The sequence below is a fragment of the Blastococcus xanthinilyticus genome (genome assembly GCF_008124835.1).
GTDB classification, from domain to species: domain Bacteria; phylum Actinomycetota; class Actinomycetes; order Mycobacteriales; family Geodermatophilaceae; genus Blastococcus; species Blastococcus xanthinilyticus.
On sequence record NZ_VNHW01000001.1, the window covers coordinates 475,290 to 494,979 of the forward strand.

Below are 19,690 nucleotides of genomic sequence, written 5' to 3' on the forward strand. Positions count from 1 at the left end.
CGACCACAAAGCTCAATGCGCACGCAACCGTGACACCGCTTCCGTGGCTCCCCATTGTCGGCTCCGACGGCGTCCTGCCGACATGACCCAGGAGGAACGATGCGTACTGCTTCACTGCGGAGGCTGACGGTCGGCGCCGTGGCCGCCGGACTCGCGCTCACCGGCTGCGGCACGACGGCCGAGGGCGGTTCCGCCGCGGCCGGCGGCGCGGACGGCCCGATCGAGGGCCTGCGGATGCTGGTGCCCAACTCGGCCGGGAGCGGCTACGACACCACCGCGCGCACCGTCGCGCAGGTGCTCGAGGCCAACGACCTCGCCTCCTCGATCGAGGTGTTCAACCTCGAGGGGGCCGGCGGCACGGTGGGCCTGCAGCGCCTCGTGAACGAGGAGGGCAACGCCGACATGCTCATGCAGATGGGCCTCGGCGTCGTCGGCGCGCAGTACAGCAACCAGTCCGAGGCCACGCTCGACCAGACGACGCCGGTGGCCCGGCTGATCGAGGAGGCCGAGGCGATCGTCGTCCCCGCCGACTCCCCGTACGAGACGCTGGACCAGCTCATCGAGGCGTGGAAGGCCGACCCGGGCAACGTCCCGGTCGGCGGCGCGTCCAACCCCGGCGGCCCGGACCACCTGACCCCGATGCTGCTGGCCGAGGAGGCCGGCATCGACCCCACCGAGGTCAACTACGTCTCCTACGACGGCGGCGGCGAGCTGCTGGCCGGCATCCTCGGTTCGCAGATCTCCTTCGGCGCCACCGGCATCAGCGAGATCACCGAGTCGGCCGCCAGCGGTGACGTGCGCGTCCTCGCGGTCACCAGCGAGGAGCCGATCGAGGGTCTCGACGCCCCCACCCTCACCGAGGAGGGCGTGGACCTGGTCTTCACCAACTGGCGCGGCCTGGTGGCGCCGCCCGGGATCACCGAGGAGGAGACCCAGCGGCTGGTCGACGCGGTGACCGAGATGCAGGCCAGCGAGGAGTGGCAGCAGGAGCTCGAGGACAACGGCTGGACCGACGCCTTCCTCGCCGGCGACGAGTTCACCGAGTTCCTCGGCGAGCAGAGCGAGCGCGTGGAGACCGTCCTGGGCCGGCTGGGGCTGGCGTGAGCACGGCCGCCCACCACGAGGAGCAGAAGGAGCAGGGCCGCTCCGAGCTCGGCGTGGCCCTCTTCCTGGGAGCGCTCGGCGCCCTGGTGATCGTGCAGGCGCTCCTCCTGCCGGAGAGCCTCATCGCCCGGGGCCCGGTCGGGCCGCGGACGGTCCCCCTCGTGGTGGGCGGCCTCCTCCTCGCCGTCGCGGCCTTCCTCGCGGCCGACGTGCTGCGCGGCGGCCGGGGCGAGCCGGAGGGCGGTGAGGACATCGACCTCACCGGCCGCAGCGACTGGCTCACCATCGGCATGCTCGTGGCCGCCTTCGCCGCGAACGCGCTGCTCATCGAGCCGCTGGGCTGGCCGGTCTCCGGCGCCATCCTCTTCTGGGGCTCGGCGTTCGCGCTGGGCAGCCGGCACTACATCCGCGACGCGGTGATCGCCGTCGTCCTGTCGGTCGGCACCTGGTACCTGTTCGTCCTCGGGCTGAGCACCGCGCTGCCGGTCGGCATCCTGGAGGGGATCCTCTGATGGACGCCTTCGACCAGCTGATCGGCGGCTTCGCGACCGCCCTGACGCCCGGCAACCTGATGTTCGCGCTGCTCGGCGTGCTGCTGGGCACCGCGATCGGCGTCCTGCCGGGCATCGGCCCGGCCATGACGGTGGCCCTGCTGCTGCCGCTCACCTTCGGTCTGGACGTCGTCCCGGCGCTGATCATGTTCGCCGGCATCTACTACGGCGGCATGTACGGCGGATCGACCACCTCGATCCTGCTCAACACCCCCGGCGAGAGCGCCTCGGTGGTCACCGCCGTCGAGGGCAACAAGATGGCCCGCAGCGGCCGGGCGGCGCAGGCGCTGGCCACCGCGGCCATCGGCTCTTTCGTCGCCGGCACGATCGCCACCCTGCTGCTGGCCCTGGTCGCGCCCACGATCGCCCGGCTCGCCGTCCAGATCGGCGCGCCCGACTACTTCGCGGTCATGGTGCTGGCCTTCATCGCGGTCACCTCGGTGCTCGGCAGCTCCCGGGTGCGCGGGCTGGCCTCGCTGGGGCTCGGGCTGACCATCGGGCTGGTCGGCATCGACGCGACCTCCGGGCAGCAGCGGCTGACCTTCGGCGTCCCGGAGCTGGCCGACGGCATCGACGTCGTCGTGGTCGCGGTCGGTCTCTTCGCCGTCGGCGAGGCGCTGTGGACGGCGGCGCACCTGCGCCGCCGTCCGATCGAGGTCATCCCGACCGGTGCGGCGCGGATGAACCGCGAGGACTTCCGCCGCTCCTGGAAGCCGTGGCTGCGGGGCACCGCGATCGGCTTCCCGTTCGGGGCCATCCCGGCAGGCGGCGCGGAGATCCCGACCTTCCTCTCCTACGTCACCGAGAAGAAGCTCTCCAAGCACCCGGAGGAGTTCGGCCACGGCGCCATCGAGGGCGTCGCCGGCCCGGAGGCGACGAACAACGCCTCGGCCGCCGGCGGCCTGGTCCCGCTGCTGACCCTCGGCATCCCGACGACGGCGACCGCGGCGGTGATCCTCGCGGCGATCGAGAGCTACGGGATCGAGCCCGGGCCGCGGTTGTTCGACACCGAGCCCGAGCTGGTGTGGGGTCTCATCGCCAGCCTCTTCATCGGCAACACCGCGCTGCTGCTGCTGAACCTCCCGCTGGCTCCCCTGTGGGCGAAGCTGCTGCGGATCCCGCGGTCCTACCTGTACGCGGGGATCCTGTTCTTCTCCAGCCTGGGTGCCTACGCGGCGAACGCCTCGCCGTTCGACCTGCTGCTGCTGCTGGTCATGGGCGGGCTCGGTTTCATGATGCGCCGGTACGGCCTGCCGGTGCTGCCGGCGATCATCGGGGCGATCCTGGGCCCGTTCGCCGAGGAGCGGCTGCGGCAGGCGCTGCAGATCAGCAACGGCGACCCCGCCGGCCTGCTCACCCCGGTCTCGGGAACCGTGTACGTGGTCGTCGCGCTGATCCTGCTCTGGCCGCTGGTCCGCCTGCTGCTGCCCCGGAAGGCCGCCGTCCCGGTGCTGTCCGACGCCGTCCACGAGATCGAGGAGGCGCACGCCCACCACGGGCTGACCGAGGCGGTGTCGGTGGAGCGTCCCGTCGACGGGGACGACCGCACCCGCTGAGCTCCGCGACCGGGGAGGAGGCACACCGCCCTCCCCGGCCGCGGCTCGGCGCGTGAGCGCGCCCGTGCGGGGTACCCAGACGACTTCAGCCGTCTGCCGAGGAGCCCTCATGGCCCGCAACACCCTGTCCCGCTCGCTGCACGACCTCGGCCTCTCCGCCTGGTTCGGCGGCACGCTCGCCAACGCCGTCGCCCTGAACGCCGCGGCCGGAGAGGCCGGTACCGACTCCGCGACCGGCCGGGTCGCCAACGCCGGCTGGGACCGCTGGACCCCGGTCAACGCCCTGGCCATCGGCGCGCACCTGACCGGCAGCGTGGGGCAGCTGCGCGCCAACAGGGCGCGGGTCGCGCAGCAGGAGGGCGTGGCGTCCATGTCCGGCCTCAAGACCCTGCTGACCGCCGCCGCCCTCGGCGCCACCGCCTACAGCCGGGTCCTCGGCCAGCGCGTGTCGGCCGCCGGCGCCGTCCCGTCCAAGTCCGGGACCTGGCCGAGCAAGCGCACCAAGGCCCTCCGGGCGGACGTCGCCGCCGCCCAGCAGCAGCTGGACACGCTGCAGTGGGTCATCCCCGCCCTCACCGGCGCGCTCGTCGCGCTCAGCTCCTACGCGGGCGAGCAGCAGCGCCCCTCCGAGGTGGCCCGGGGGATCGCCACCGGCGGCTCGGCCGGTCGCCTCTGACCGATGTGTCGACCGGTCGACGTGTCGCCCGGGCGACACGTCGACCGGTCGGTGCCGGCGTCAGATGCTGCGCCAGCGCCCCTCGGTGGCGTTGCCGGCCGGCTGGGAGCGGAAGACGTTCCCCTCGGTGGGCGCCACTTCGTCGCCGGCCATCGCCAGCCGCCGGAGCAGCGGCTCGACCAGCGTGTCGTACAGGCCCGGGAGCAGCCGGAAGCCGGCGGTGATGACCGGGTTGAACACCCCTGCCTGCACCACCCGGCGCGGCCGGTCCAAGGTGCCCAACACCCGGCTGGCCACCCGCTGCGGCGAGTAGACCGGCGGCGGCGGCCGGCCGGTGCTGCCGGCCCAGGTCGCGCCCTGGTAGTAGATCGGGGTGTCCACGCCGCCGGGCTGGACGATGGAGATGGAGATCCCCGGCTCGTCGCGGGTCTCCTGCTGCAGCACCCGGGCGAGCGCCAGCTGCCCCCACTTCGCGACGGCGTAGCTGCCCAGCAGTGGGGTGGTCACGGTGCCGAGCAGCGAGTTGACGATGACCAGGTGGCCGGCGCCCTGGCGGCGGAAGACCGGCAGCACCTGCCGGGCCACCGTGGCGGTGCCGTTCACCGCGGTGGCGACCACCCGCTCGTAGACCTCCTTGGGCACGTCCTCGATCCGGCCGTAGGCCATCACCTGGGCGGAGTGGACGACCACGTCCAGGCGGCCGAACTCGGCGACGGCGGCGTCGACGACCGCGGCCATCGCCTCCTCGTCCAGCACGTCGGCCGGGCACACGGTGACCGCGGCGGCCCCGGTGGCGCGGACCTCGTCGGCCGCCGCCTCCAGGGCCTCACGACCGCGGGCGACCAGCACCAGCCGCGCGCCGCGCCGGGCCAGCTGCACGGCCGTCGCCCGGCCGATGCCGCTGGACCCCCCGGTGATGAGGACGGTCAGCGGCGCTCTGCTGGTCGGGGAATTCGGCACTAGCAGCTCCTCGGCGTGGTGCGGCCGGCGCACTCGGGCACACCGGTTGTCCGCAATCGACTACCCGCCTCCCCCGGCGGTCATGCCGTCGCGCCGGTCCAGCTCGGCGAGCAGCCAGCCCGGCCCGGTGACCGCGCTCCCGGCGGGGAGTCGCGCGCGGAGCCCCCGGTCGGCGGTCACCACGAGCGCCGGCGCCGCCAGCCCGCCGACCGCCGCGACCAGGGCGTCGTCGCCGCCGGCCGGGGCGCGGACCAGCTCGATCCCCTCCGGCGCCGGGACGCCGCGGGCCGCGCCCTCGACAACGGCGAGCACGCCGGTGCAGGTCAACGGCCCCCCGTCGGGCCCGGGGAGGACCGCCCCCGGCAGCGCGGCCAGCCGGTCCAGCAGCCGGCCGGCGGCTCCGGCGCGGTCCCGCCACCAGCCGTCGGGGCGGGACCCGACCACGTTGGCCACATCCACCGCGAGCACGGTCATGGCCGCCGCCCTCCTCCGCTCCTACGCTGCCGGCATGTGCCGGAACATCCGTCCCCTGGCCCACTTCGAGCCGCCCGCGGCCGACGACGAGGTGCACGCCGCCGCCCTGCAGTACGTCCGCAAGATCAGCGGCAGCACCAAGCCGTCGCGCGCCAACGCCGAGGCGTTCGAGCGGGCGGTGGCCGAGGTGGCCGAGGCCTCCGCCCGGTTGCTCGACGCGCTGGTCACCACCGGGCCACCCAAGGACCGGGAGGTGGAGGCGGCCAAGGCCCGCGCCCGGTCGGCGGCCCGGTACGGCACCTGACCGGCTCAGCTCCCGGTGGGCCCGACGTCGTCCGGATCGGGCGTGCGGAAGGGCGGGTCCTCCGGTGCGTCGGCCTGCGCCCCGCCCTCGGCCGGGCTCTCGGTCGCCTCTGCCGGGCGGTCCGTCTCCTCGCCGCCGACGCCGAAGCCCTCGGCGGGCGGCGGCGCGCCCGCCCCGGGATCGGCGGCCGGGATGCCGTCGTCCTGACGACCGAGGTGCGGTTCCATGGGGCTCCACATCGACATGGCCGGGTGCCTACCCGCTGAGCCGGCCGGCACACAGGGTCGCCTAACCTCGGTGCATGGCGGCGGCGGCGGAGGTGGTGCCGCGGGCCGGCTCCGCGGCTGACCCGGGACTCGCTCCCGGGGTCCGCTGGTCGCCGCTCGAGCTGCTGCCCGCGGTCCTCGTCGCGGTTCTGGGCATCGTGCTGCTGGCGCCGGGGCACGGTCTGTGGTTCGACGAGCTCTTCACCGCCGAGGTGGGCCGGCTGCCCCTGGGCGAGATCCTCACCGCGATCGCGACCGGGCAGGGGACCAGCAGCTACCTGGCCGACGTCCCGCCGTCGTACAACGCCCCCTACTACCTCGTCGTCCACCTGTGGAACTCCGTCCCGGGTCTGGGCGGGGACACCTCGCTGCGGGTGCTCTCCCTCCTGGCGACGGCGGGCGGGCTCGCGCTGGTCACCCGCGCGGGAGCCCGCCTCGCCGGCCGGGGCACCGGGGTGCTGGCCGGGCTGGTGCTGGCGGCGAACCCGCTGGTGCTCGAGCAGTCGGTCGAGGCGCGCAGCTACGGGCTGGCGGTGCTCGCGACGGGGGCGACCGCGCTGGGGCTGGTCCGCTGGCTGCAGGAGGCACCCCGCGGGCTGCTGCTGTTCGGGCTGGCCGGGGCCGGCATGGGGCTGGCGCACTGGTACGCGGTGACCGTGCTCGCCGCCTTCGTCACCGCGGCGGTGGTGCTGCGCCGCCGGCGTGCGCTCCCGGTCGTGCTCGCCGGTGCGCTGGCCGCCCTCCCACCCGTCGGCTTCGTCGTGCTCGCGGTGCTCAACGGGACCGGGGCGCGCAACGCCGAGCACCTGCGCGACACCGACGGCGCGCTCCTGGGGATGGCGGCGGAGGCGTGGGCCGGCGGGCGCACCCCGCTGCTGCACGTCACGCTCGTGCTCGCGGTGGTGGGCGCGGTGCGTGCCCGCGGCGCTCGTGTCGTCGCCACCAGCTGGGTGGTGGTGCCGCCGCTGCTGCTGCTCGCCGCCGAGCTGGTGCGGCCGGTGTTCCTCCCCCGGTACCTGCTGGCCGGGCTGCTCGGTCTGGGCGTGCTGGCTGCCGCGGGGGCCATGGCGTTCCCGCGGGCGGCTCGGGCGCCGGTCGCGGCCCTGCTGCTCGGCTGCTCGCTGCTCGCGGCCTCGCCGTTGGCCGAGCGCCCCCCGCGCGAGCGGGCCGAGGAGGTCGTGGCGCTGCTCAGCGAGCTGCACGAGCCCGGCGAGCCGATCGTCGCCGCGGACCAGCGCTCGGCGATCGGCCTGGACCACTACATCCGGACGTCCGCCCCGGAGCTGCGGCGCGACGTCGTCCTGCCGCCGGACGACGCCCCCGCCGACGCCGACCAGGTGTGGCTGGTCCGCCGGATCGTGCGCGGCGAGCCCGTTCCCACCGACGACGACGCGATCCTCCGGGATGCCGGCCTGCGGATGGTCGAGCAGCACGAGTTCCCGGCGGACAAGACCTTCCTGGTCCTCCAGCGCTGGAGCCGCTGAACCGATCGGCTCAGCGGCGGGAGCTCAGCGGCGGGAGCGCAGCGCCCAGACCAGCGACCGGGCCGACTGCCGCAGCCGCGCGCCCGGCGTCCAGGCCGACCGCCCGACCGGGCGCTGGTCCCGGATCACCGGCAGGCTGGTCGTCGGCTGACCGGACCGGCCGACGGCGAGCACCACACTGGGAGCACCCCGCTCCTCCACCGCCGTGACGACGGCGGTGCGCACGGCCGGGCCCATCGCGAGGAACGCGCCGGCGTCGGGCGGCAGTCCGGTGAGCGCGGCGGCCACCCGCCGGTGCAGCGCGCCCGTCACGCGGCGCAACGGGGACTCGTAGCGGCCGCGCCGGCCGGCGAAGACCGCCTGCACGTCCCCGACGGCCAGCCGATCCAGCAGCAGCGGCACGGCCTCCGGCGGGTCCTGCAGGTCGGCGTCCAGGCACACCCACACGTCGGCGCCGGACTCCTCGGCCAGCCCGCGGGCCAGCGCGGCGTGCTGCCCGACGTTGACCGTCAGGCCGGTGACCGCGATCCGCCGGTCCCGCGCGACCAGTGCACGGGCCACCCGCGCGCTGTCGTCCGGTGAGGCGTCGATGACCAGCCGCAGCCGCCAGTCCCGGCCGGCGAGTGCGGCGGCCAGCCGGCCGGCGAGCTCGGGCAGGGTCGCCTCGTTCCCGTACACCGGCACCACCACGGCCACCCGCCACCCGGCTCCCGCGGCGGTCACCCGGTAGCCCAGGTGCGAGCCAGCCCCTCGGGGAGGTCGACGGTCGGCTCCCAGCCGAGCAGCCGGCGGGCGAGCGCCGGATCGCAGACCCAGTCGGCGGTGTCCCAGCCCCGGCCGGGGTGCGCGCCCGGCGCCGTGGCGATCGGCCGGCCGGTGACCCGCTCGGCGGTCGCCACGAGCTCTTCGGTGCTGGTCTGCACGCCGGTGCCGATGTTGAGGACCACGCCCGGAGGCAGACCGTCGTCCGTGGCGGCGCGGAGGCAGGCCTCGACCACGTCCCCGACCCACACCCAGTCCCGCCGGCTCAGCCGCGCCGGCAGGTCGACCGTGCCCCCGCCGCGGGCGGCGGCCATCACCACCGGGACCAGCCGGGTCGGGTGGTCACCGGGCCCGTAGACCTGGAAGGCGCGCAGCACCGCGGCGCGGACGCCGCGCTCGGCGGCGGCTGCCTGCACGAGGAGCGAACCGGCCGCTTTCGTGGCGCCGAAGAAGCCACGCGGCTCCAGGGGCGCGTCCTCCGCCAGGGGCACGGAGGCGGCGGCGTACTCGGTCGAGGAGCCCAGCCGGACCACCGTGCGGCAGCGGTCGGGCAGCGCGTCGACCAGCCAGGGGCTGGTGTTGACCGCCACCGTGGCCGCCCGTTCCGCCGGTGTGCCCTTGGCCCGGCCCGCGGCGAGGGCGAAGACGACGTCCGGATCCGCCGCCCGCACCGCCGCCGCACCGGCGACCGGATCGGCGAGGTCGACGTCCCGGCGGGTGAGGCCGGTGACCTGCCAGCCCTCACGCTCCAGCCGGGCCACCAGGTGCCGTCCGACGAAGCCGCCCGCGCCGGTCACCAGTGCCCTCACGCCGGCTGCGCCACCTGCGCGCCCGGCAGAGCGTCGACGGTCGCGATGAAGGCCTCCCGCAGCGCGGCGGCCCGCGGGGCGTCGGCGCCGCGCAGCTCCGCGAGGCCGGCCAGCAGCCGCGGCACCTCCACGAAGGGGTCACGACCGGCCATGTCGGCGGTGAAGGCCCGGCGCAGGAACGTGAACTGCGCGCCGATCCGCACCAGCTCGGCGGCCAGCAGGTCACCCGGCAGCGGGGAGCCGTGCCCGGGCAGGGTCAGTCCGCCCACCCCGAAGGGCATCGGGACCTGCGCCCGCACCTCGTCGACCGTGCCGTCGACGAGCGGCCGGAACAGCTCGGTGGAGCGGCGGTCGATGCGCAGGTCGTTGAGCCCCACGTAGATGCGCGCGAGCGGCCGCCGGGCGAGCTCCGCCGCCCGGTCGACCGCGTCCTGCGTCTCGATCAGGATGCCGAGCGGGCAGCGTCCACCGATGGCCTCCAGGGTCCGGTCGACCTCCTCGGCCGAACGCACCATCGGGAGCAGCAGCTCGTCGGCCCCCCGGGCGACGGCCTCGCCGACCTCGCCGGCGGTCCAGGGGCCGAAGCCGTTGACCCGGCAGATCACCGTGCCCGGTGTGGCGTCGCGGACCCGGCTCAGGTCGGCCGGGGTGTCCGCGTTGATCTGCGTCCCCTCACCTGCCTGGCGGCGCGCCTTGCCCCGGCGCTCCCAGTCGACGACGAGGCCCGCCGCGCCCGCGGCGACCACGTCGCGCCCCCAGGCGGCGTCGGTGGTGAAGAGGAACAGATCCATGGCAGGCAGCTTAGGCTTCCCTAACTGATCGCCTCGGCGGGGCGTCGGCGCGTCGGCTCCGCATCCACCGGACCGGCGGCGCCGGCCGGCCCGGCGACGTCGGCGGCACCGCCGGCGACGGGGAAGGCCACGGCCGCACCGACCACCTCGATGCCGACCTCCTGACCCACCGAGGGCAGGTCGGCGCCCTCCAGCCGGGCGGTCACGGTCTGGCCACCCGGCAGCTCGAGGTGCGCCCGGGAGTCGTGCCCGTAGTAGTCGAGGGCGCGTACCCGGCCACGCGGCCCGCGGCCAGCCGGGGCGACCAGCCGCAGCTGCTCGGGACGCACCAGGATCCGCGCCGGGCCGGCGGGGACCGCGCCCGTGACGGCCAGGCTGCCCAGCACCGACTCCGCGCGCCCGTCCCGGACGTCGCCGGCCAGGACCACCGACTCCCCCACGAAGGCGGCGACGTCGAGGTCGGCCGGCCGCTGGTAGAGGGTCCGCGGATCGCTGAGCTGCACCAGCCGCCCACCGCGCAGCACCGCCACCTGGTCGGCCATCGACAGCGCCTCGGCCTGGTCGTGGGTGACCAGCAGCGCGGTGGCCCCGGCGGCGGCGAGCGCGGCGCCCACGGCCTGCCGGGTGTCCTCCCGGAGCCCCGCGTCGAGGGAGGAGAAGGGCTCGTCGAGCAGGACGATCGAGGGCTCGGGCGCCAGCGCGCGGGCCAGCGCCACGCGCTGCTGCTGGCCGCCGGAGAGCTGGTGCGGCGACCGGTCGGCGAGGTCGACGTCCAGACCGACGAGGTCCAGCAGCTCGCGGACCAGCCCGCGGTCGCGCCGCCGTTGCCGGGCCAGCCCGAAGGTGACGTTGCCGGCGACGGTGAGGTGCGGGAAGAGACCGCCCTCCTGCGGGACGAACCCGATACCGCGGCTGCGGGCGGGCACGCCGCGCCCGGCGCCGGCCACGAGCCGGTCGCCGAGGGTGACGCTTCCGCTGTCCGGGTCGTCGAAGCCGGCGACCAGCCGCAGCAGCGTCGTCTTGCCGCACCCGGAGGGTCCGAGCAGGGCGGTGAGGCCCCCGGCCGGCACGTGCAGGTCCACTCCGGTGAGCACCGGGGTGGACCCGAACGCCTTGGTCAGGGCGGTGACGGTCAGGGAGCTCATGGAAGCAGACCTCGTCGGGTGTTCCGGGAGAGCAGGACGGTGGCCGGGGCGGAGAGCAGGACCATGACGACCGCGTACGGAGCGGCCGCCCCGTACTCGAAGGCCGAGCTCGCCGACCAGAACGCCGTGGCGAGGGTCGTCGTCCCGGTCGGGGCGAGCAGCAGGGTGGCGGTCAGCTCGGTGACCACCGCCAGGAAGACCAGCGCGGCCCCGGCACCCAGCCCCGGCGCGAGCAGCGGGAGGGTGATCCGCCGGAGCCGGTCGGCGCCGGAGGAGCCCAGGGACGCCGCCACGTCGTCGTAGAGCGGCGGCGACTGCTCGACCGCCGCCCGGACGGGGACGACCGCCCGCGGCAGGAACAGGATCGCGTAGGCCGCGATCAGGACCGGCACGGTCTGGTACAGCCAGGGGGTGGCCCGGATGCTGATCGTCACCAGCGCCAGGGCGACCACGATGCCGGGGACCGCGCTGCCCACGTAGGTGGCCCGCTCCAGCAGCGTGGCCACCCGGCTGCGCGCCCGGACGGCGAGCCGCCCGGTGGGCAGCGCCAGCGCGGTGGTGACCACCGCCGCGACGGCGGCCAGCGCCAGCGTGGTGGCGGTGGTGGTGGCCAGGTCGGCGACGTCGAGGTCGCCGGCGGCCCCGGCCAGGGTCCAGTACGCCAGCGCGCCGAGCGGGACGAGCAGGGCCGCCACCACCAGCGCCGCGAGCGCGGAGAGCGCCGGGAGGGTCCACCGGCCGAGAGCCGCCGGGCGGACCGGGCGGACGGCTCCGCGACCGCTCCCGGCGTAGCTGCGCGCACCGCGCAGCCGGAGCTCCGCGACGAGCAGGAGCAGGCACAGGAGCACGAGCACCCCGGCCAGCATCGTCGCGCCCGGACCGTTGAACGTCGCCCGGTACTGGTCGTAGATGGCGGTGGTGAAGGTCGGGTACCGCAGCATCTGCAGGGCACCGAACTCGGCGAGCAGGTGCAGGGCCACCAGCAGGCTGCCGCCGAGCAGGGCGACCCGCAGCTGCGGCAGCTGCACCCGGGCGAACACCGCCCAGCCGGACAGGCCCAGGCCCCGCGCGGTCTCCTCCAGCGCCGGGTCCAGGCCACGGAAAGCGGCCACCGCCGGCAGGTAGACGAACGGGAAGTAGGACAGCGAGACGACCAGCAGCGCCCCGGCGTAGGTGTCCAGCCCGGGCAGCAGCGAGATCCAGGCGAAGCTGTTCACGAACGCCGGGACCGCCAGGGGCGCCACGAGCAGCACGTGCCAGATCCGCCGGCCGGGCACGGTCGAGCGCTCGACCAGCCAGGCGGCGCCCACCCCCAGGACGGCGCACACGGCGACCGTCCCGAGCACCAGCCGGCAGGTGTTCCAGAGCAGCTCCGCCACCCGCGGCCGCAGGACCAGCTCACGGACGCCGGACCAGCCGACGTCCACGGTGTAGCCGGCGATGTAGCCCAGCGGCAGCAGCGCCAGGACGGCCACGCAGACGGCCAGCGCCAAGGTCACCGGCGAGCGCCGCAGCCGGCGACCGCCGCGGGCGGCCACGCCGGAGCCCCGGGGCGCCGGGGGTACCGGCGCTCCGGGGCTCGCGGGGTCGAGCACGGGAACGGTCAGAGGAGACCCACTTCCTGCATCAGCTCGGTCACCCGGGCGGCGTCGAGGTCGCCGGGGTCGAGCTGCGGTGCGCCCAACCTGGCCAGCGGCGGTAGCGAGTCGGCCGACGCGACGCCGGTGCCGACCGCGTACTCCAGGGCGTCGCTGTCGGCCAGCCGCTCCTGGGCGGCCGGGCCGGTCAGGTACTCGACCAGCCGCTGGGCCTGCTCCTGCTGGTCGGAGGAGGCGAGCACGCCGGCGCCGGAGACGCTGAGGAAGGCGCCGGGATCGGCGTTGCCGAAGTAGTGCAGCTCGGCGTCGTCGCCCACGAGACCGCCCTCGGCCTGGTCGCGGTACCAGTAGTAGTGGTACATGACCCCGAGGTCGACCTCGCCCTCGTCCACCGCCTTCATCACCGCGGTGTTGCTGGCGTAGATCTCGGCGTTGCGCTCCAGGCCGGCCAGCCACTCCCGGGTGGCCTCCTCGCCCTCGAGGGCCAGCACCGCGCTGACGATCGCCTGGAAGTCCGCGCCGCCGGCGGCGATGCCCACGCGCCCCTGGTACTCCGGGTCGGCGAGCTCCAGGATCGAGGCGGGCAGCTGGTCCTCGCCGACCGCCTCCGCGTTGTAGGCGAGCACGGTGGAGCGGGCGGCGAAGCCGACCCAGTTCCCCGAGGACGGGCGGAACTGCTCGCCGACCCGGCCGAGCGTGCCCTCGGCCAGCGGCGCGAGGAGCCCGGCAGCGTCGACGGCGTCGATGGCCGGGCTGTTCTCGGTGAGGAAGACGTCGGCGGGCGAGGCGTCGCCCTCCTCGATGATCTGGTTCGCCAGCTCCGAATCGTTGGCGTCGCGGAACTCCAGCTCGATGCCGGTCTCCTCGGTGAAGTCGGCGAGCATCGTGCGGACCAGGCTCTCGTGCTGAGCGCTGTACACGGTGAGCGTGTCGGCGTCCGAACCACAGGCGGCCAGCGACGCCGCCAGGGTGAGGGTGGAGACGGCGCCCGCGGTCGCGCGCCCGAGCCTGGTCACGAAGTCCTCCTGCAGATAGGCGAGGCACACCTAAGCACGTGCGCCGGGAGCGCGGCCAGCCGCCTCGGCCGGGAGCACCGTGGGATACAACGGACCCCATGCGCGCCACCCGTGCCGAGCCCCCCCACCTGCGCCGCGCGCGGTTCGCCGACCTGACACCCTTCGAGGTCTACGCGCTCTGCCGGCTGCGGGTCGACGTCTTCGTGGTGGAGCAGGAGTGCCCCTACCCCGAGCTCGACGGTCGGGACCTCGAGCCCGCCACCGAGCACCTGTGGCTGGAGTCCGACGGCGAGGTGCTGGCGACCATCCGCGTGCTCGACGACGGCGCCACCCGCGCCATCGGGCGGGTGGCCACCGCGGCGACCGCCCGCGGGCGCGGGCTGGCCGCCCGGCTCATCGAGGAGGGCATCGCCGGCTACGGCCACCTCCCCCTGACCCTCGGCGCCCAGGCCCACCTGGAGGACTGGTACGCCCGCTTCGGCTTCCGGCGCAGCGGACCGGGATACCTCGAGGACGGCATCCCGCACGTACCGATGCGCCGCGAGCCGGCGTGACCGGGGACGACACGCTGCTGCGGGAGGCGGCGGACCGGCTGGAGCGGCTGGCGGCGCGGACGACCGGCGGAGACTGGCGCGTGGCCGGCCTGCTGGCCAGCCGGCCCGAGGTCGTCGCGCACGCGCCGGACGGCGGCACCGAGCACGTCGCCGAGGCGCGGGAGCGCAGCGGCGCCTGGATCGCCGCGCTCTCCCCCGCCCTGGCCGGTCCGCTGGCGGCCTGGCTCCGGGCGTCGACCGGGGCGGCGTCGCCGGAGGCGGCCGCGGTCGCCCGGCACCTGCTGCGGCGGCTGCCCTGAGCGCGGCCGCACTGGGTAGTCGCCGGGCATGAGTCCACGTCCGGCACCCGAACCCGGAGGCCCGCACCCCGGCGAGCCCGCCGACACCGCCCCCGAGAAGGAGGGGCTGGCCCGGCGGCTGGACAAGCCGATGGGCGCGCTCGGGCTGGTGTTCGTCCTCGTGGTGCTCGGCCAGTCGCTGGCCCGCGAGGCCTGGCTGGTGACCACGCTGAGCGTCGTCGGGTGGGTGTTGTGGGCGGTCTTCGTGGCCGAGTTCGGCTACCGGGCCGTCACCGCCACCGACCGGCGGCGCTTCTGGACCCGGAACTGGTGGCAGCTGGTCTTCCTCGCCGTGCCGTTCCTCCGGTTCGCCCGCGCCCTCACGCTGCTCCGCGCGGCGCGGGTGGGCGGAGTCGTGTCGGCGGCCGTGCGCGGCTCGCGCTCGGCCGGCCGGCTGCTGAGCGGCCGGATCGGCTGGCTCGGCGCCGTGACGGTCGTCGTGGTGCTGGCGGTCAGCCAGCTGCTCTACGTCCTGGGCGCTTACGACTCCTACGCCACCGCGCTGTACGACGCGGCGCTGGCCACCGTCAGCGGGGAGCCGCTGACCGCGGACGGCGGGCTGGCCCGGGTCCTCGACGTCGCCCTGGCCGTCTACTCGGTGGCCGTCTTCGCGACGCTCGCCGGCGCCTTCGGCGCCTACTACCTCGACCGCGGGACGGGCGAGCGGACCGCGGCCTGAACGACCGCGAGCCCGGCCCTTCCGCGGGCGTGGCGGGGCGGCGCCGGGGGTAGGGCCGGGCCATGAGCAGCGACGACGTGGCCGCGGGTGGGTTCGCCGCCCGGCTCGGGGCCCGCCCCGAGGCGACCGAGGACGGTTCCGCCCGGCTGGCCTTCGAGGTCACCGAGGACCACCTGAACCCGGCCGGCACGCTGCACGGGGGCGTGCTCGCCACCCTCGTCGACACCGCCATGGGCATGGCGGTGCGCACCACCACCGGCGACGGCGACGTGCCCGCGACCAGTCAGCTCACCGTCACCTACCTGCGCCCGGGGAAGCCGGGACCGCTCATCGTCACCGCCCGGGTGCGCACCCGCGGCGAGCACCTGACGGTGTGCGAGGCCGACGTCGAGCAGGACGACCGGTCCCTCGCGCACGCGGTCGCGACCTTCGCCCTGCTGCACCGCTGAGGGGTCGGCAGCGTCAGGCGGGCGCCGCCGCCACCACCGCCGCGGGCGTCGGGGCGCCGACCTCCTCGGCCTCGTCGGCGCCGAGCCCGACGATGAGCAGCCAGCCGAAGATGACGACGAGGACGAGCGCGATCACCAGGGGGATGATCAACCGGCCGCGGCGGCGCCCCTCCGGGGAGCCACCGGCCTGCTCGGGGCGGTCGTTCGAGTGCACGGGTGCGACATGCGCGGTACCTCCTGACGGGGCACGGCGGCCGGCAGACCGCCTCCCCGGCTCGTTGCCCACCTCGGGGGCGGTCACTCCTGCCGGCGAGCACGACCGCCCGGGGACGAGGACGATCGGGGCATGACCACTGCCACCTGGAACGGGCTCGTCGTCGCCGAGTCCGACGACATCGTCACCGTCGAGGGCAACGCCTACTTCCCGCGGGACGCGGTCCGCGAGGACGTGCTACGGCCCTCCGAGACGCACACCGTGTGCCCCTGGAAGGGCACCGCCTCCTACCTCACCCTGGAGGTCGACGGGCAGAGGAACCGGGACGCCGCCTGGTACTACCCGGAGCCGAAGGACGCCGCCCGGGAGATCGCCGGGCGGGTCGCCTTCTGGAAGGGCGTCGAGGTGCGCTGAGCGGTCGTGGTGGGCTGGGCCGACGATGCGCGGGGGCTCAGCGACCGGGCCGGCTGCCGGCCAGCTCCCGGGCGGAGGCGGCGGCGTCGGCGTCGAGTTGCCCGCCGACCAGCTCGGTGAAGGTGTCCCAGGCCCGCCGCGGGGTCGTGCCGAGCGCGGCGGCGATCTGCTCCCAGTCGGCGCCGCCGCGCAGGGCCGCGCGCATGCCGACCAGCCGGCTGTCGTGCGCCTTGCGGGAGACGACCTCGCCGAGCGCCAGGAGCTCCAGCGACTCGTGGACGTCGAGCTGCGTGCCGGTGTCGCGCAGCGTGGCGGCCCAGGAGTCCTCGTCGTCGTGGACCGTGTTCAGTGCGGTGTCGCCGTTGTCGCGGCGGCTGAGGAAGTCCAGCCGGGTCGCGGCCGTCGTCAGCGAGAACTCCGCCTCGAGGGCCTCGGGTGTGATGCTCATGAGAACGGGGATCCCCGTTCTCCCCGGCGCGCCAAACGCGGCCGGCCGGCGATGTCGCGCACACCAGAGGGCCCGCACTGCCTGTGGCAGCGCGGGCCCTCTCGGTGCACCCCCCTGCGCGAGCAGGGGATCCTTGCTCAGCTGGTGACGCCTACCGCGTCCTTGGCGAGCGCGGCGAGCTGGGTCTGCGCGGCGCTGGCCACGTTCGCCCGGTTCTTGTGCGTCTCCTCGTACCGGATGATCACGTTGATGTCGTGCGGGGTCTTCAGCTGCTTGACGGCCTTGACCGCATCCTGCACCGACAGCGAGTCGTAGCCCTTGATGGGCAGCTCGTCGGCGGTCACGTCGCCGAGCTCCTCGCGGGCCGCGCGGGCGACCTCGGCGGCGTCCTGGTTCCCCTCGCGCTGGGCGATCCGCTCGGCCCGGCGCAGCGAGGCGGCGCGACCGACGGTGAGGGTCTCGCGGACCGCGTCGCTCAGGGCGGCGGCCCGGTCGGAGACGGCGGAGAAGCGGTCGGAGGTCTCCTCGCCGGCGTGCTTCACGGTGTCGACGGCGTTGTTGACCGTGTTGGCCCAGAAGCGGACCGGCGCGTTGACGCCGCGGGCGACGGCGCCGGCGACCCGCTGCGCGGGGGTGGCGACGAGGGCGGCGGGACCGCCCAGGGCCTCCTCGGCGAGGACGACGGTCAGCCACTCGACCGTGGCGGTGTGCGCCTCGATGAGCTTCTCGGCGAGCCGGCGGACCTTGGTCTCACCCGCGGTGTCGGCCAGCACCTTGAGGTATGTGGCGCGGTCGAGCAGCTGGTGCTCGAGCTGCAGGTCCTGCAGCAGGGCCTCCTCGACGGAGCCGGCCTGCTCGAAGGTGGCCTTGAGCCCGGCGGAGAGCCGGCCGACCAGCGGGGTGACGACGTCCGGGACGCCGCCGAGGGCGCGCAGCTGCTCGGTGATCTCGAGCGAGCGGGCCGCCGCGTTGTCGGCGTTCTGGGTCAGCTCCCGGCGGACGGCGTCGGTGCGCGCCTGGGAGATGCGGGTCCGTGCGATCTGCTCCTCGGTCTGCGTGAGCAGGACGAGGGCGCGCAGCTGGTTGACGAGCTTGGCGTTGTTGTCGGTCATGACGGAAACAGCTCCAGGGACTTGGGGATGACCTGACGGTCTCTTACATGCCCCAAGACCCGGGAGTGCTAACAAGAGCAAGCAGATTGCTAGCAGTGAGCCTCGTCACCCGTTCGGGTGAGGAGGCCCGAGTCCGGCGCCGCTCAGCCGGCCTCGGCGACCGCCCGCTCCGGTGCCGGCGCGCGCCGCGGGCGGACGTCGAAGCGCAGCACCGGCTGAGTCATGTCGTCGGTGACCTCGTAGGGCGGCCGCGGCGCCAGCCGGACGGGGCGCGGCGGCAGCGTCGAGGGCGGCATGGTCCGGCCGCAGCCGACGCAGAAGCGGCCTCGCTGGTGCACGGCTCCGCAGTTCGCGCAGTTCATGACGACTCCTCGGGGATCGGTGGCGACGTGGACACCCGGACCCTGGCAGGCCGCGCCACCGGGCTGCGGCCGCTGTCGACGGGAGTGACGAGCCGTTACGCGACCGTCATGAACTGTCCCGTACCGCTTCTCCCGAACGGCGCGTCGCCCGTGGATGCCGGTCGCTCCGGCCAGGATGCGGTTCCCGTCAGCCGACACAGGGAGGCACGAACCATGCAGCCGAACACGGTGCGGACGCGACTGCGCACCGCACTCCGGCAACTGCTGGTCGACGACTGGACGCTGTTCACGTCGTGGGCGGCCGGTCGGCCCGTGTCCGAGGTCAGCATCTGCGCCCACCTCGGATGGCACCTGAGGCCACAGTTCCCCCGGAGCTGGGACGTCGACTGCGAGTACAACCGGGCAGGCGACGACGCCGTGAAGCGGGGCGCGGGCGGCGAGACGCTGCGCGCGGACCTGCTCGTCCACCGGCGCGGCCGGACCGGGCCGGGGAACAACCTGCTCGTCCTCGAGCTGAAGGTGACCGAGGCGAGCGCGGGCACCGGGGGCTCCTTCGACAGCGTCCGGTCCCTCGCCCGGGCGCACCGGTACCAGCACGGCGTCTACCTGACCCTCGGGGCCCGGCGCGACGGCGACGACGTCCGGCTCGCACCGCGGTGGCAGTGGGTGCACGGCGGGGAGGTCGCCCCCCAGCAGGACGTGTTCGGCTCCGCCGCACTGGAGGCCATCCGCCAGGAGTCGTTCCTCGAGGCCGACGTCCGGGCCCGGTACGCCGCACCGGACAAGTGACGTCAGCGGCCGCTCCAGCGCGGCGGCCGCTTCTCCAGCCGGGCGGAGATGCCTTCCTTCCGGTCCTCGCTGAGGTAGGGGTTCGGGCCGACGTCGAGCCGCAGCCCCTGCCACAGCGGCAGCTCCAGCGCCTTGACGGCGGTCTCCTTCATCCGGCGGACCGAGATCGGCGCGTTCGCCGCGATCCGCCCGGCGAGCTCGAGCGCCGTGGGCAGCACCTGCTCCGGCTCGACCAGCCGGTTGACCAGGCCCCACCGCTGCGCCTCGACCGCGTCGATCGCGTCGCCGGTGAAGAGCAGCTCGAGCGCGATGCCCACCGGGATCCGCTTGGGCAGGACCACCGAGCCGAAGTTGGCGCCCATGCCGATGGCCGCCTCGGGCAGCGCGAACCGCACCGCCGGCGAGGCGATCCGCAGGTCGCAGGCGAGCGCCAGCTCGAAGCCGCCCGCGACCGCGGGGCCGTTGAGCGCGGCGAGCACCGGCACCGGCGTCTCGGTCACCACCTCGAACAGCGACCGGGCCGGCCGGTTCATCGGGGGGCGGAACCGCTCGCCGCGCTCGTCGGCGGCCCGGATCTCCTTGAGGTCCAGCCCGGCGCAGAAGGCGGGGCCGGTGCCGGTGAGCACGACCGCGCGGACGCCGTCCTCGACCACCCGCAGCAGCTGCTCGACCAGGTCGGCCTGCAGGTCGGTGGAGAGCGCGTTGCGGCGCTCGGGCCGGTCGAGGGTGAGCACGCGGATGTGCTCGCGGTCCTCGACGAGCAGTCCGGAGTCGTGGCGGTGGGCATCGCTCATGCCGACAACCTCCGTCGTCGGCGGACCGGTGGCAACCCGGC

General features: G+C 75.3%; 26 protein-coding genes. 12 read left to right on the plus strand and 14 right to left on the minus strand.

Translation table 11 applies throughout. From position 1 onward, the window contains the following. The first annotated feature begins 138 nt into the window (after window positions 1–138). The 4 genes from BD833_RS02200 (at window position 139) to BD833_RS02215 (ending at window position 3,887) form a co-directional block, all read left to right on the plus strand. Window positions 139–1,104 carry a Bug family tripartite tricarboxylate transporter substrate binding protein gene (locus tag BD833_RS02200; protein ID WP_243737391.1) on the plus strand — a complete coding sequence of 322 codons (966 nt, stop codon included), beginning with the start codon at window positions 139–141 and terminating at the stop codon, window positions 1,102–1,104. Then, window positions 1,101–1,616, plus strand: coding sequence for a tripartite tricarboxylate transporter TctB family protein (locus BD833_RS02205; RefSeq protein ID WP_166531463.1), 516 nt, complete (start codon window positions 1,101–1,103; stop codon window positions 1,614–1,616). The genes BD833_RS02200 and BD833_RS02205 overlap by 4 nt, the downstream gene beginning before the upstream one ends. Then, window positions 1,616–3,211 (plus strand): tripartite tricarboxylate transporter permease, encoded by a 1,596-nt coding sequence (locus BD833_RS02210; RefSeq protein ID WP_166531464.1) that lies wholly within the window; start codon window positions 1,616–1,618, stop codon window positions 3,209–3,211. Before BD833_RS02205 ends, BD833_RS02210 begins: the two co-directional genes overlap by 1 nt. 109 nt (window positions 3,212–3,320) lie before the next feature. Beyond that, window positions 3,321–3,887 (plus strand): hypothetical protein, encoded by a 567-nt coding sequence (locus tag BD833_RS02215; protein ID WP_166531465.1) that lies wholly within the window; start codon window positions 3,321–3,323, stop codon window positions 3,885–3,887. Window positions 3,888–3,947: 60 nt separating this feature from the next. On the opposite strand, the gene BD833_RS02220 is transcribed toward BD833_RS02215, so the two are convergent. Both BD833_RS02220 and BD833_RS02225 read right to left on the minus strand, forming a co-directional pair. Further along, complete coding sequence (locus BD833_RS02220; RefSeq protein WP_166531466.1) at window positions 3,948–4,847, minus strand: SDR family NAD(P)-dependent oxidoreductase; 900 nt, start codon at window positions 4,845–4,847, stop codon at window positions 3,948–3,950. 60 nt (window positions 4,848–4,907) lie between these two features. After that, on the minus strand, window positions 4,908–5,321 hold the full coding sequence (locus BD833_RS02225; protein ID WP_166531467.1) for a hypothetical protein: 414 nt from the start codon (window positions 5,319–5,321) through the stop codon (window positions 4,908–4,910). 34 nt (window positions 5,322–5,355) lie between these two features. Between BD833_RS02225 and BD833_RS02230 the strand changes: the two genes are divergently transcribed. Then, the gene (locus BD833_RS02230; protein WP_166531468.1) at window positions 5,356–5,625 is read left to right on the plus strand and encodes a DUF2277 domain-containing protein; all 270 of its coding nucleotides are present in this window, start codon (window positions 5,356–5,358) and stop codon (window positions 5,623–5,625) included. 5 nt (window positions 5,626–5,630) lie between these two features. Here the strand turns inward: BD833_RS02230 and BD833_RS02235 are convergent, their stop codons facing one another. Continuing rightward, on the minus strand, window positions 5,631–5,852 hold the full coding sequence (locus tag BD833_RS02235) for a hypothetical protein (protein WP_243737392.1): 222 nt from the start codon (window positions 5,850–5,852) through the stop codon (window positions 5,631–5,633). 74 nt (window positions 5,853–5,926) lie between these two features. On the opposite strand from BD833_RS02235, the gene BD833_RS02240 reads away from it, so the two are divergent. Continuing rightward, window positions 5,927–7,375 (plus strand): glycosyltransferase family 39 protein, encoded by a 1,449-nt coding sequence (locus BD833_RS02240; RefSeq protein WP_166531470.1) that lies wholly within the window; start codon window positions 5,927–5,929, stop codon window positions 7,373–7,375. 24 nt (window positions 7,376–7,399) lie between these two features. Here BD833_RS02240 and BD833_RS02245 read toward each other — a convergent pair whose 3' ends face one another. From BD833_RS02245 to BD833_RS02270, 6 genes are all read right to left on the minus strand, one after another. Continuing rightward, entirely contained in the window at window positions 7,400–8,098 is a 699-nt protein-coding gene (locus tag BD833_RS02245) for a glycosyltransferase (RefSeq protein WP_243737393.1), read from the minus strand. Continuing rightward, window positions 8,095–8,946 (minus strand): NAD-dependent epimerase/dehydratase family protein, encoded by an 852-nt coding sequence (locus BD833_RS02250; RefSeq protein WP_166531471.1) that lies wholly within the window; start codon window positions 8,944–8,946, stop codon window positions 8,095–8,097. Before BD833_RS02250 ends, BD833_RS02245 begins: the two co-directional genes overlap by 4 nt. Continuing rightward, window positions 8,943–9,737: an aldolase/citrate lyase/malate synthase family protein gene (locus BD833_RS02255; RefSeq protein WP_166531472.1), complete on the minus strand. Its 795-nt coding sequence runs from the start codon at window positions 9,735–9,737 to the stop codon at window positions 8,943–8,945. Before BD833_RS02255 ends, BD833_RS02250 begins: the two co-directional genes overlap by 4 nt. A 20-nt stretch (window positions 9,738–9,757) precedes the next feature. Continuing rightward, window positions 9,758–10,882, minus strand: coding sequence for an ABC transporter ATP-binding protein (locus BD833_RS02260; RefSeq protein ID WP_166531473.1), 1,125 nt, complete (start codon window positions 10,880–10,882; stop codon window positions 9,758–9,760). Continuing rightward, window positions 10,879–12,420, minus strand: coding sequence for an ABC transporter permease (locus BD833_RS02265; protein WP_166531474.1), 1,542 nt, complete (start codon window positions 12,418–12,420; stop codon window positions 10,879–10,881). Before BD833_RS02265 ends, BD833_RS02260 begins: the two co-directional genes overlap by 4 nt. Window positions 12,421–12,485: 65 nt before the next feature. Further along, window positions 12,486–13,496, minus strand: coding sequence for an iron ABC transporter substrate-binding protein (locus BD833_RS02270; RefSeq protein WP_166531475.1), 1,011 nt, complete (start codon window positions 13,494–13,496; stop codon window positions 12,486–12,488). Between the two features lie 98 nt (window positions 13,497–13,594). On the opposite strand from BD833_RS02270, the gene BD833_RS02275 reads away from it, so the two are divergent. From BD833_RS02275 to BD833_RS02290, 4 genes are all read left to right on the plus strand, one after another. Beyond that, window positions 13,595–14,050, plus strand: coding sequence for a GNAT family N-acetyltransferase (locus BD833_RS02275; protein WP_166531476.1), 456 nt, complete (start codon window positions 13,595–13,597; stop codon window positions 14,048–14,050). Next, on the plus strand, window positions 14,047–14,349 hold the full coding sequence (locus tag BD833_RS02280; protein WP_166531477.1) for a hypothetical protein: 303 nt from the start codon (window positions 14,047–14,049) through the stop codon (window positions 14,347–14,349). The genes BD833_RS02275 and BD833_RS02280 overlap by 4 nt, the downstream gene beginning before the upstream one ends. Before the next feature lie 28 nt (window positions 14,350–14,377). Beyond that, the gene (locus BD833_RS02285) at window positions 14,378–15,067 is read left to right on the plus strand and encodes a hypothetical protein (RefSeq protein ID WP_166531478.1); all 690 of its coding nucleotides are present in this window, start codon (window positions 14,378–14,380) and stop codon (window positions 15,065–15,067) included. Window positions 15,068–15,129: 62 nt separating this feature from the next. Then, entirely contained in the window at window positions 15,130–15,516 is a 387-nt protein-coding gene (locus BD833_RS02290) for a PaaI family thioesterase (protein ID WP_166531479.1), read from the plus strand. A 13-nt stretch (window positions 15,517–15,529) separates the two neighbouring features. On the opposite strand, the gene BD833_RS02295 is transcribed toward BD833_RS02290, so the two are convergent. Next, window positions 15,530–15,730, minus strand: a complete 201-nt coding sequence (locus BD833_RS02295; RefSeq protein ID WP_166531480.1) for a hypothetical protein — start codon at window positions 15,728–15,730, stop codon at window positions 15,530–15,532. Window positions 15,731–15,862: 132 nt separating this feature from the next. Here BD833_RS02295 and BD833_RS02300 point away from each other — a divergent pair, with 132 nt between their 5' ends. Beyond that, complete coding sequence (locus BD833_RS02300) at window positions 15,863–16,144, plus strand: DUF427 domain-containing protein (RefSeq protein WP_166531481.1); 282 nt, start codon at window positions 15,863–15,865, stop codon at window positions 16,142–16,144. Between the two features lie 37 nt (window positions 16,145–16,181). Here BD833_RS02300 and BD833_RS02305 read toward each other — a convergent pair whose 3' ends face one another. The 3 genes from BD833_RS02305 to BD833_RS02315 form a co-directional block, all read right to left on the minus strand. After that, the gene (locus BD833_RS02305; protein ID WP_166531482.1) at window positions 16,182–16,592 is read right to left on the minus strand and encodes a hypothetical protein; all 411 of its coding nucleotides are present in this window, start codon (window positions 16,590–16,592) and stop codon (window positions 16,182–16,184) included. Window positions 16,593–16,729: 137 nt separating this feature from the next. After that, the gene (locus BD833_RS02310; protein ID WP_166531483.1) at window positions 16,730–17,704 is read right to left on the minus strand and encodes a ferritin-like domain-containing protein; all 975 of its coding nucleotides are present in this window, start codon (window positions 17,702–17,704) and stop codon (window positions 16,730–16,732) included. 143 nt (window positions 17,705–17,847) lie between these two features. Beyond that, window positions 17,848–18,066 (minus strand): hypothetical protein, encoded by a 219-nt coding sequence (locus BD833_RS02315; RefSeq protein ID WP_166531484.1) that lies wholly within the window; start codon window positions 18,064–18,066, stop codon window positions 17,848–17,850. A gap of 213 nt (window positions 18,067–18,279) precedes the next feature. Between BD833_RS02315 and BD833_RS02320 the strand changes: the two genes are divergently transcribed. Next, window positions 18,280–18,855, plus strand: coding sequence for a hypothetical protein (locus BD833_RS02320; protein WP_166531485.1), 576 nt, complete (start codon window positions 18,280–18,282; stop codon window positions 18,853–18,855). Between the two features lie 2 nt (window positions 18,856–18,857). On the opposite strand, the gene BD833_RS02325 is transcribed toward BD833_RS02320, so the two are convergent. Next, window positions 18,858–19,649 carry an enoyl-CoA hydratase/isomerase family protein gene (locus tag BD833_RS02325; RefSeq protein WP_166531486.1) on the minus strand — a complete coding sequence of 264 codons (792 nt, stop codon included), beginning with the start codon at window positions 19,647–19,649 and terminating at the stop codon, window positions 18,858–18,860. Window positions 19,650–19,690: the final 41 nt, after the last annotated feature.

What these genes read in the sequence shown, in the direction of transcription:
- BD833_RS02210 (WP_166531464.1), top strand. Translation starts at nt 1,616, where the DNA reads ATGGACGCCTTCGACCAGCTGATCGGCGGCTTCGCGACCGCCCTGACG.
- BD833_RS02215 (WP_166531465.1), top strand. Translation starts at nt 3,321, where the DNA reads ATGGCCCGCAACACCCTGTCCCGCTCGCTGCACGACCTCGGCCTCTCC.
- BD833_RS02225 (WP_166531467.1), bottom strand. Translation starts at nt 5,321, where the DNA reads ATGACCGTGCTCGCGGTGGATGTGGCCAACGTGGTCGGGTCCCGCCCC.
- BD833_RS02230 (WP_166531468.1), top strand. Translation starts at nt 5,356, where the DNA reads ATGTGCCGGAACATCCGTCCCCTGGCCCACTTCGAGCCGCCCGCGGCC.
- BD833_RS02235 (WP_243737392.1), bottom strand. Translation starts at nt 5,852, where the DNA reads ATGGAACCGCACCTCGGTCGTCAGGACGACGGCATCCCGGCCGCCGAT.
- BD833_RS02240 (WP_166531470.1), top strand. Translation starts at nt 5,927, where the DNA reads ATGGCGGCGGCGGCGGAGGTGGTGCCGCGGGCCGGCTCCGCGGCTGAC.
- BD833_RS02255 (WP_166531472.1), bottom strand. Translation starts at nt 9,737, where the DNA reads ATGGATCTGTTCCTCTTCACCACCGACGCCGCCTGGGGGCGCGACGTG.
- BD833_RS02260 (WP_166531473.1), bottom strand. Translation starts at nt 10,882, where the DNA reads ATGAGCTCCCTGACCGTCACCGCCCTGACCAAGGCGTTCGGGTCCACC.
- BD833_RS02275 (WP_166531476.1), top strand. Translation starts at nt 13,595, where the DNA reads ATGCGCGCCACCCGTGCCGAGCCCCCCCACCTGCGCCGCGCGCGGTTC.
- BD833_RS02285 (WP_166531478.1), top strand. Translation starts at nt 14,378, where the DNA reads ATGAGTCCACGTCCGGCACCCGAACCCGGAGGCCCGCACCCCGGCGAG.
- BD833_RS02290 (WP_166531479.1), top strand. Translation starts at nt 15,130, where the DNA reads ATGAGCAGCGACGACGTGGCCGCGGGTGGGTTCGCCGCCCGGCTCGGG.
- BD833_RS02300 (WP_166531481.1), top strand. Translation starts at nt 15,863, where the DNA reads ATGACCACTGCCACCTGGAACGGGCTCGTCGTCGCCGAGTCCGACGAC.
- BD833_RS02305 (WP_166531482.1), bottom strand. Translation starts at nt 16,592, where the DNA reads ATGAGCATCACACCCGAGGCCCTCGAGGCGGAGTTCTCGCTGACGACG.
- BD833_RS02310 (WP_166531483.1), bottom strand. Translation starts at nt 17,704, where the DNA reads ATGACCGACAACAACGCCAAGCTCGTCAACCAGCTGCGCGCCCTCGTC.
- BD833_RS02315 (WP_166531484.1), bottom strand. Translation starts at nt 18,066, where the DNA reads ATGAACTGCGCGAACTGCGGAGCCGTGCACCAGCGAGGCCGCTTCTGC.
- BD833_RS02320 (WP_166531485.1), top strand. Translation starts at nt 18,280, where the DNA reads ATGCAGCCGAACACGGTGCGGACGCGACTGCGCACCGCACTCCGGCAA.
- BD833_RS02325 (WP_166531486.1), bottom strand. Translation starts at nt 19,649, where the DNA reads ATGAGCGATGCCCACCGCCACGACTCCGGACTGCTCGTCGAGGACCGC.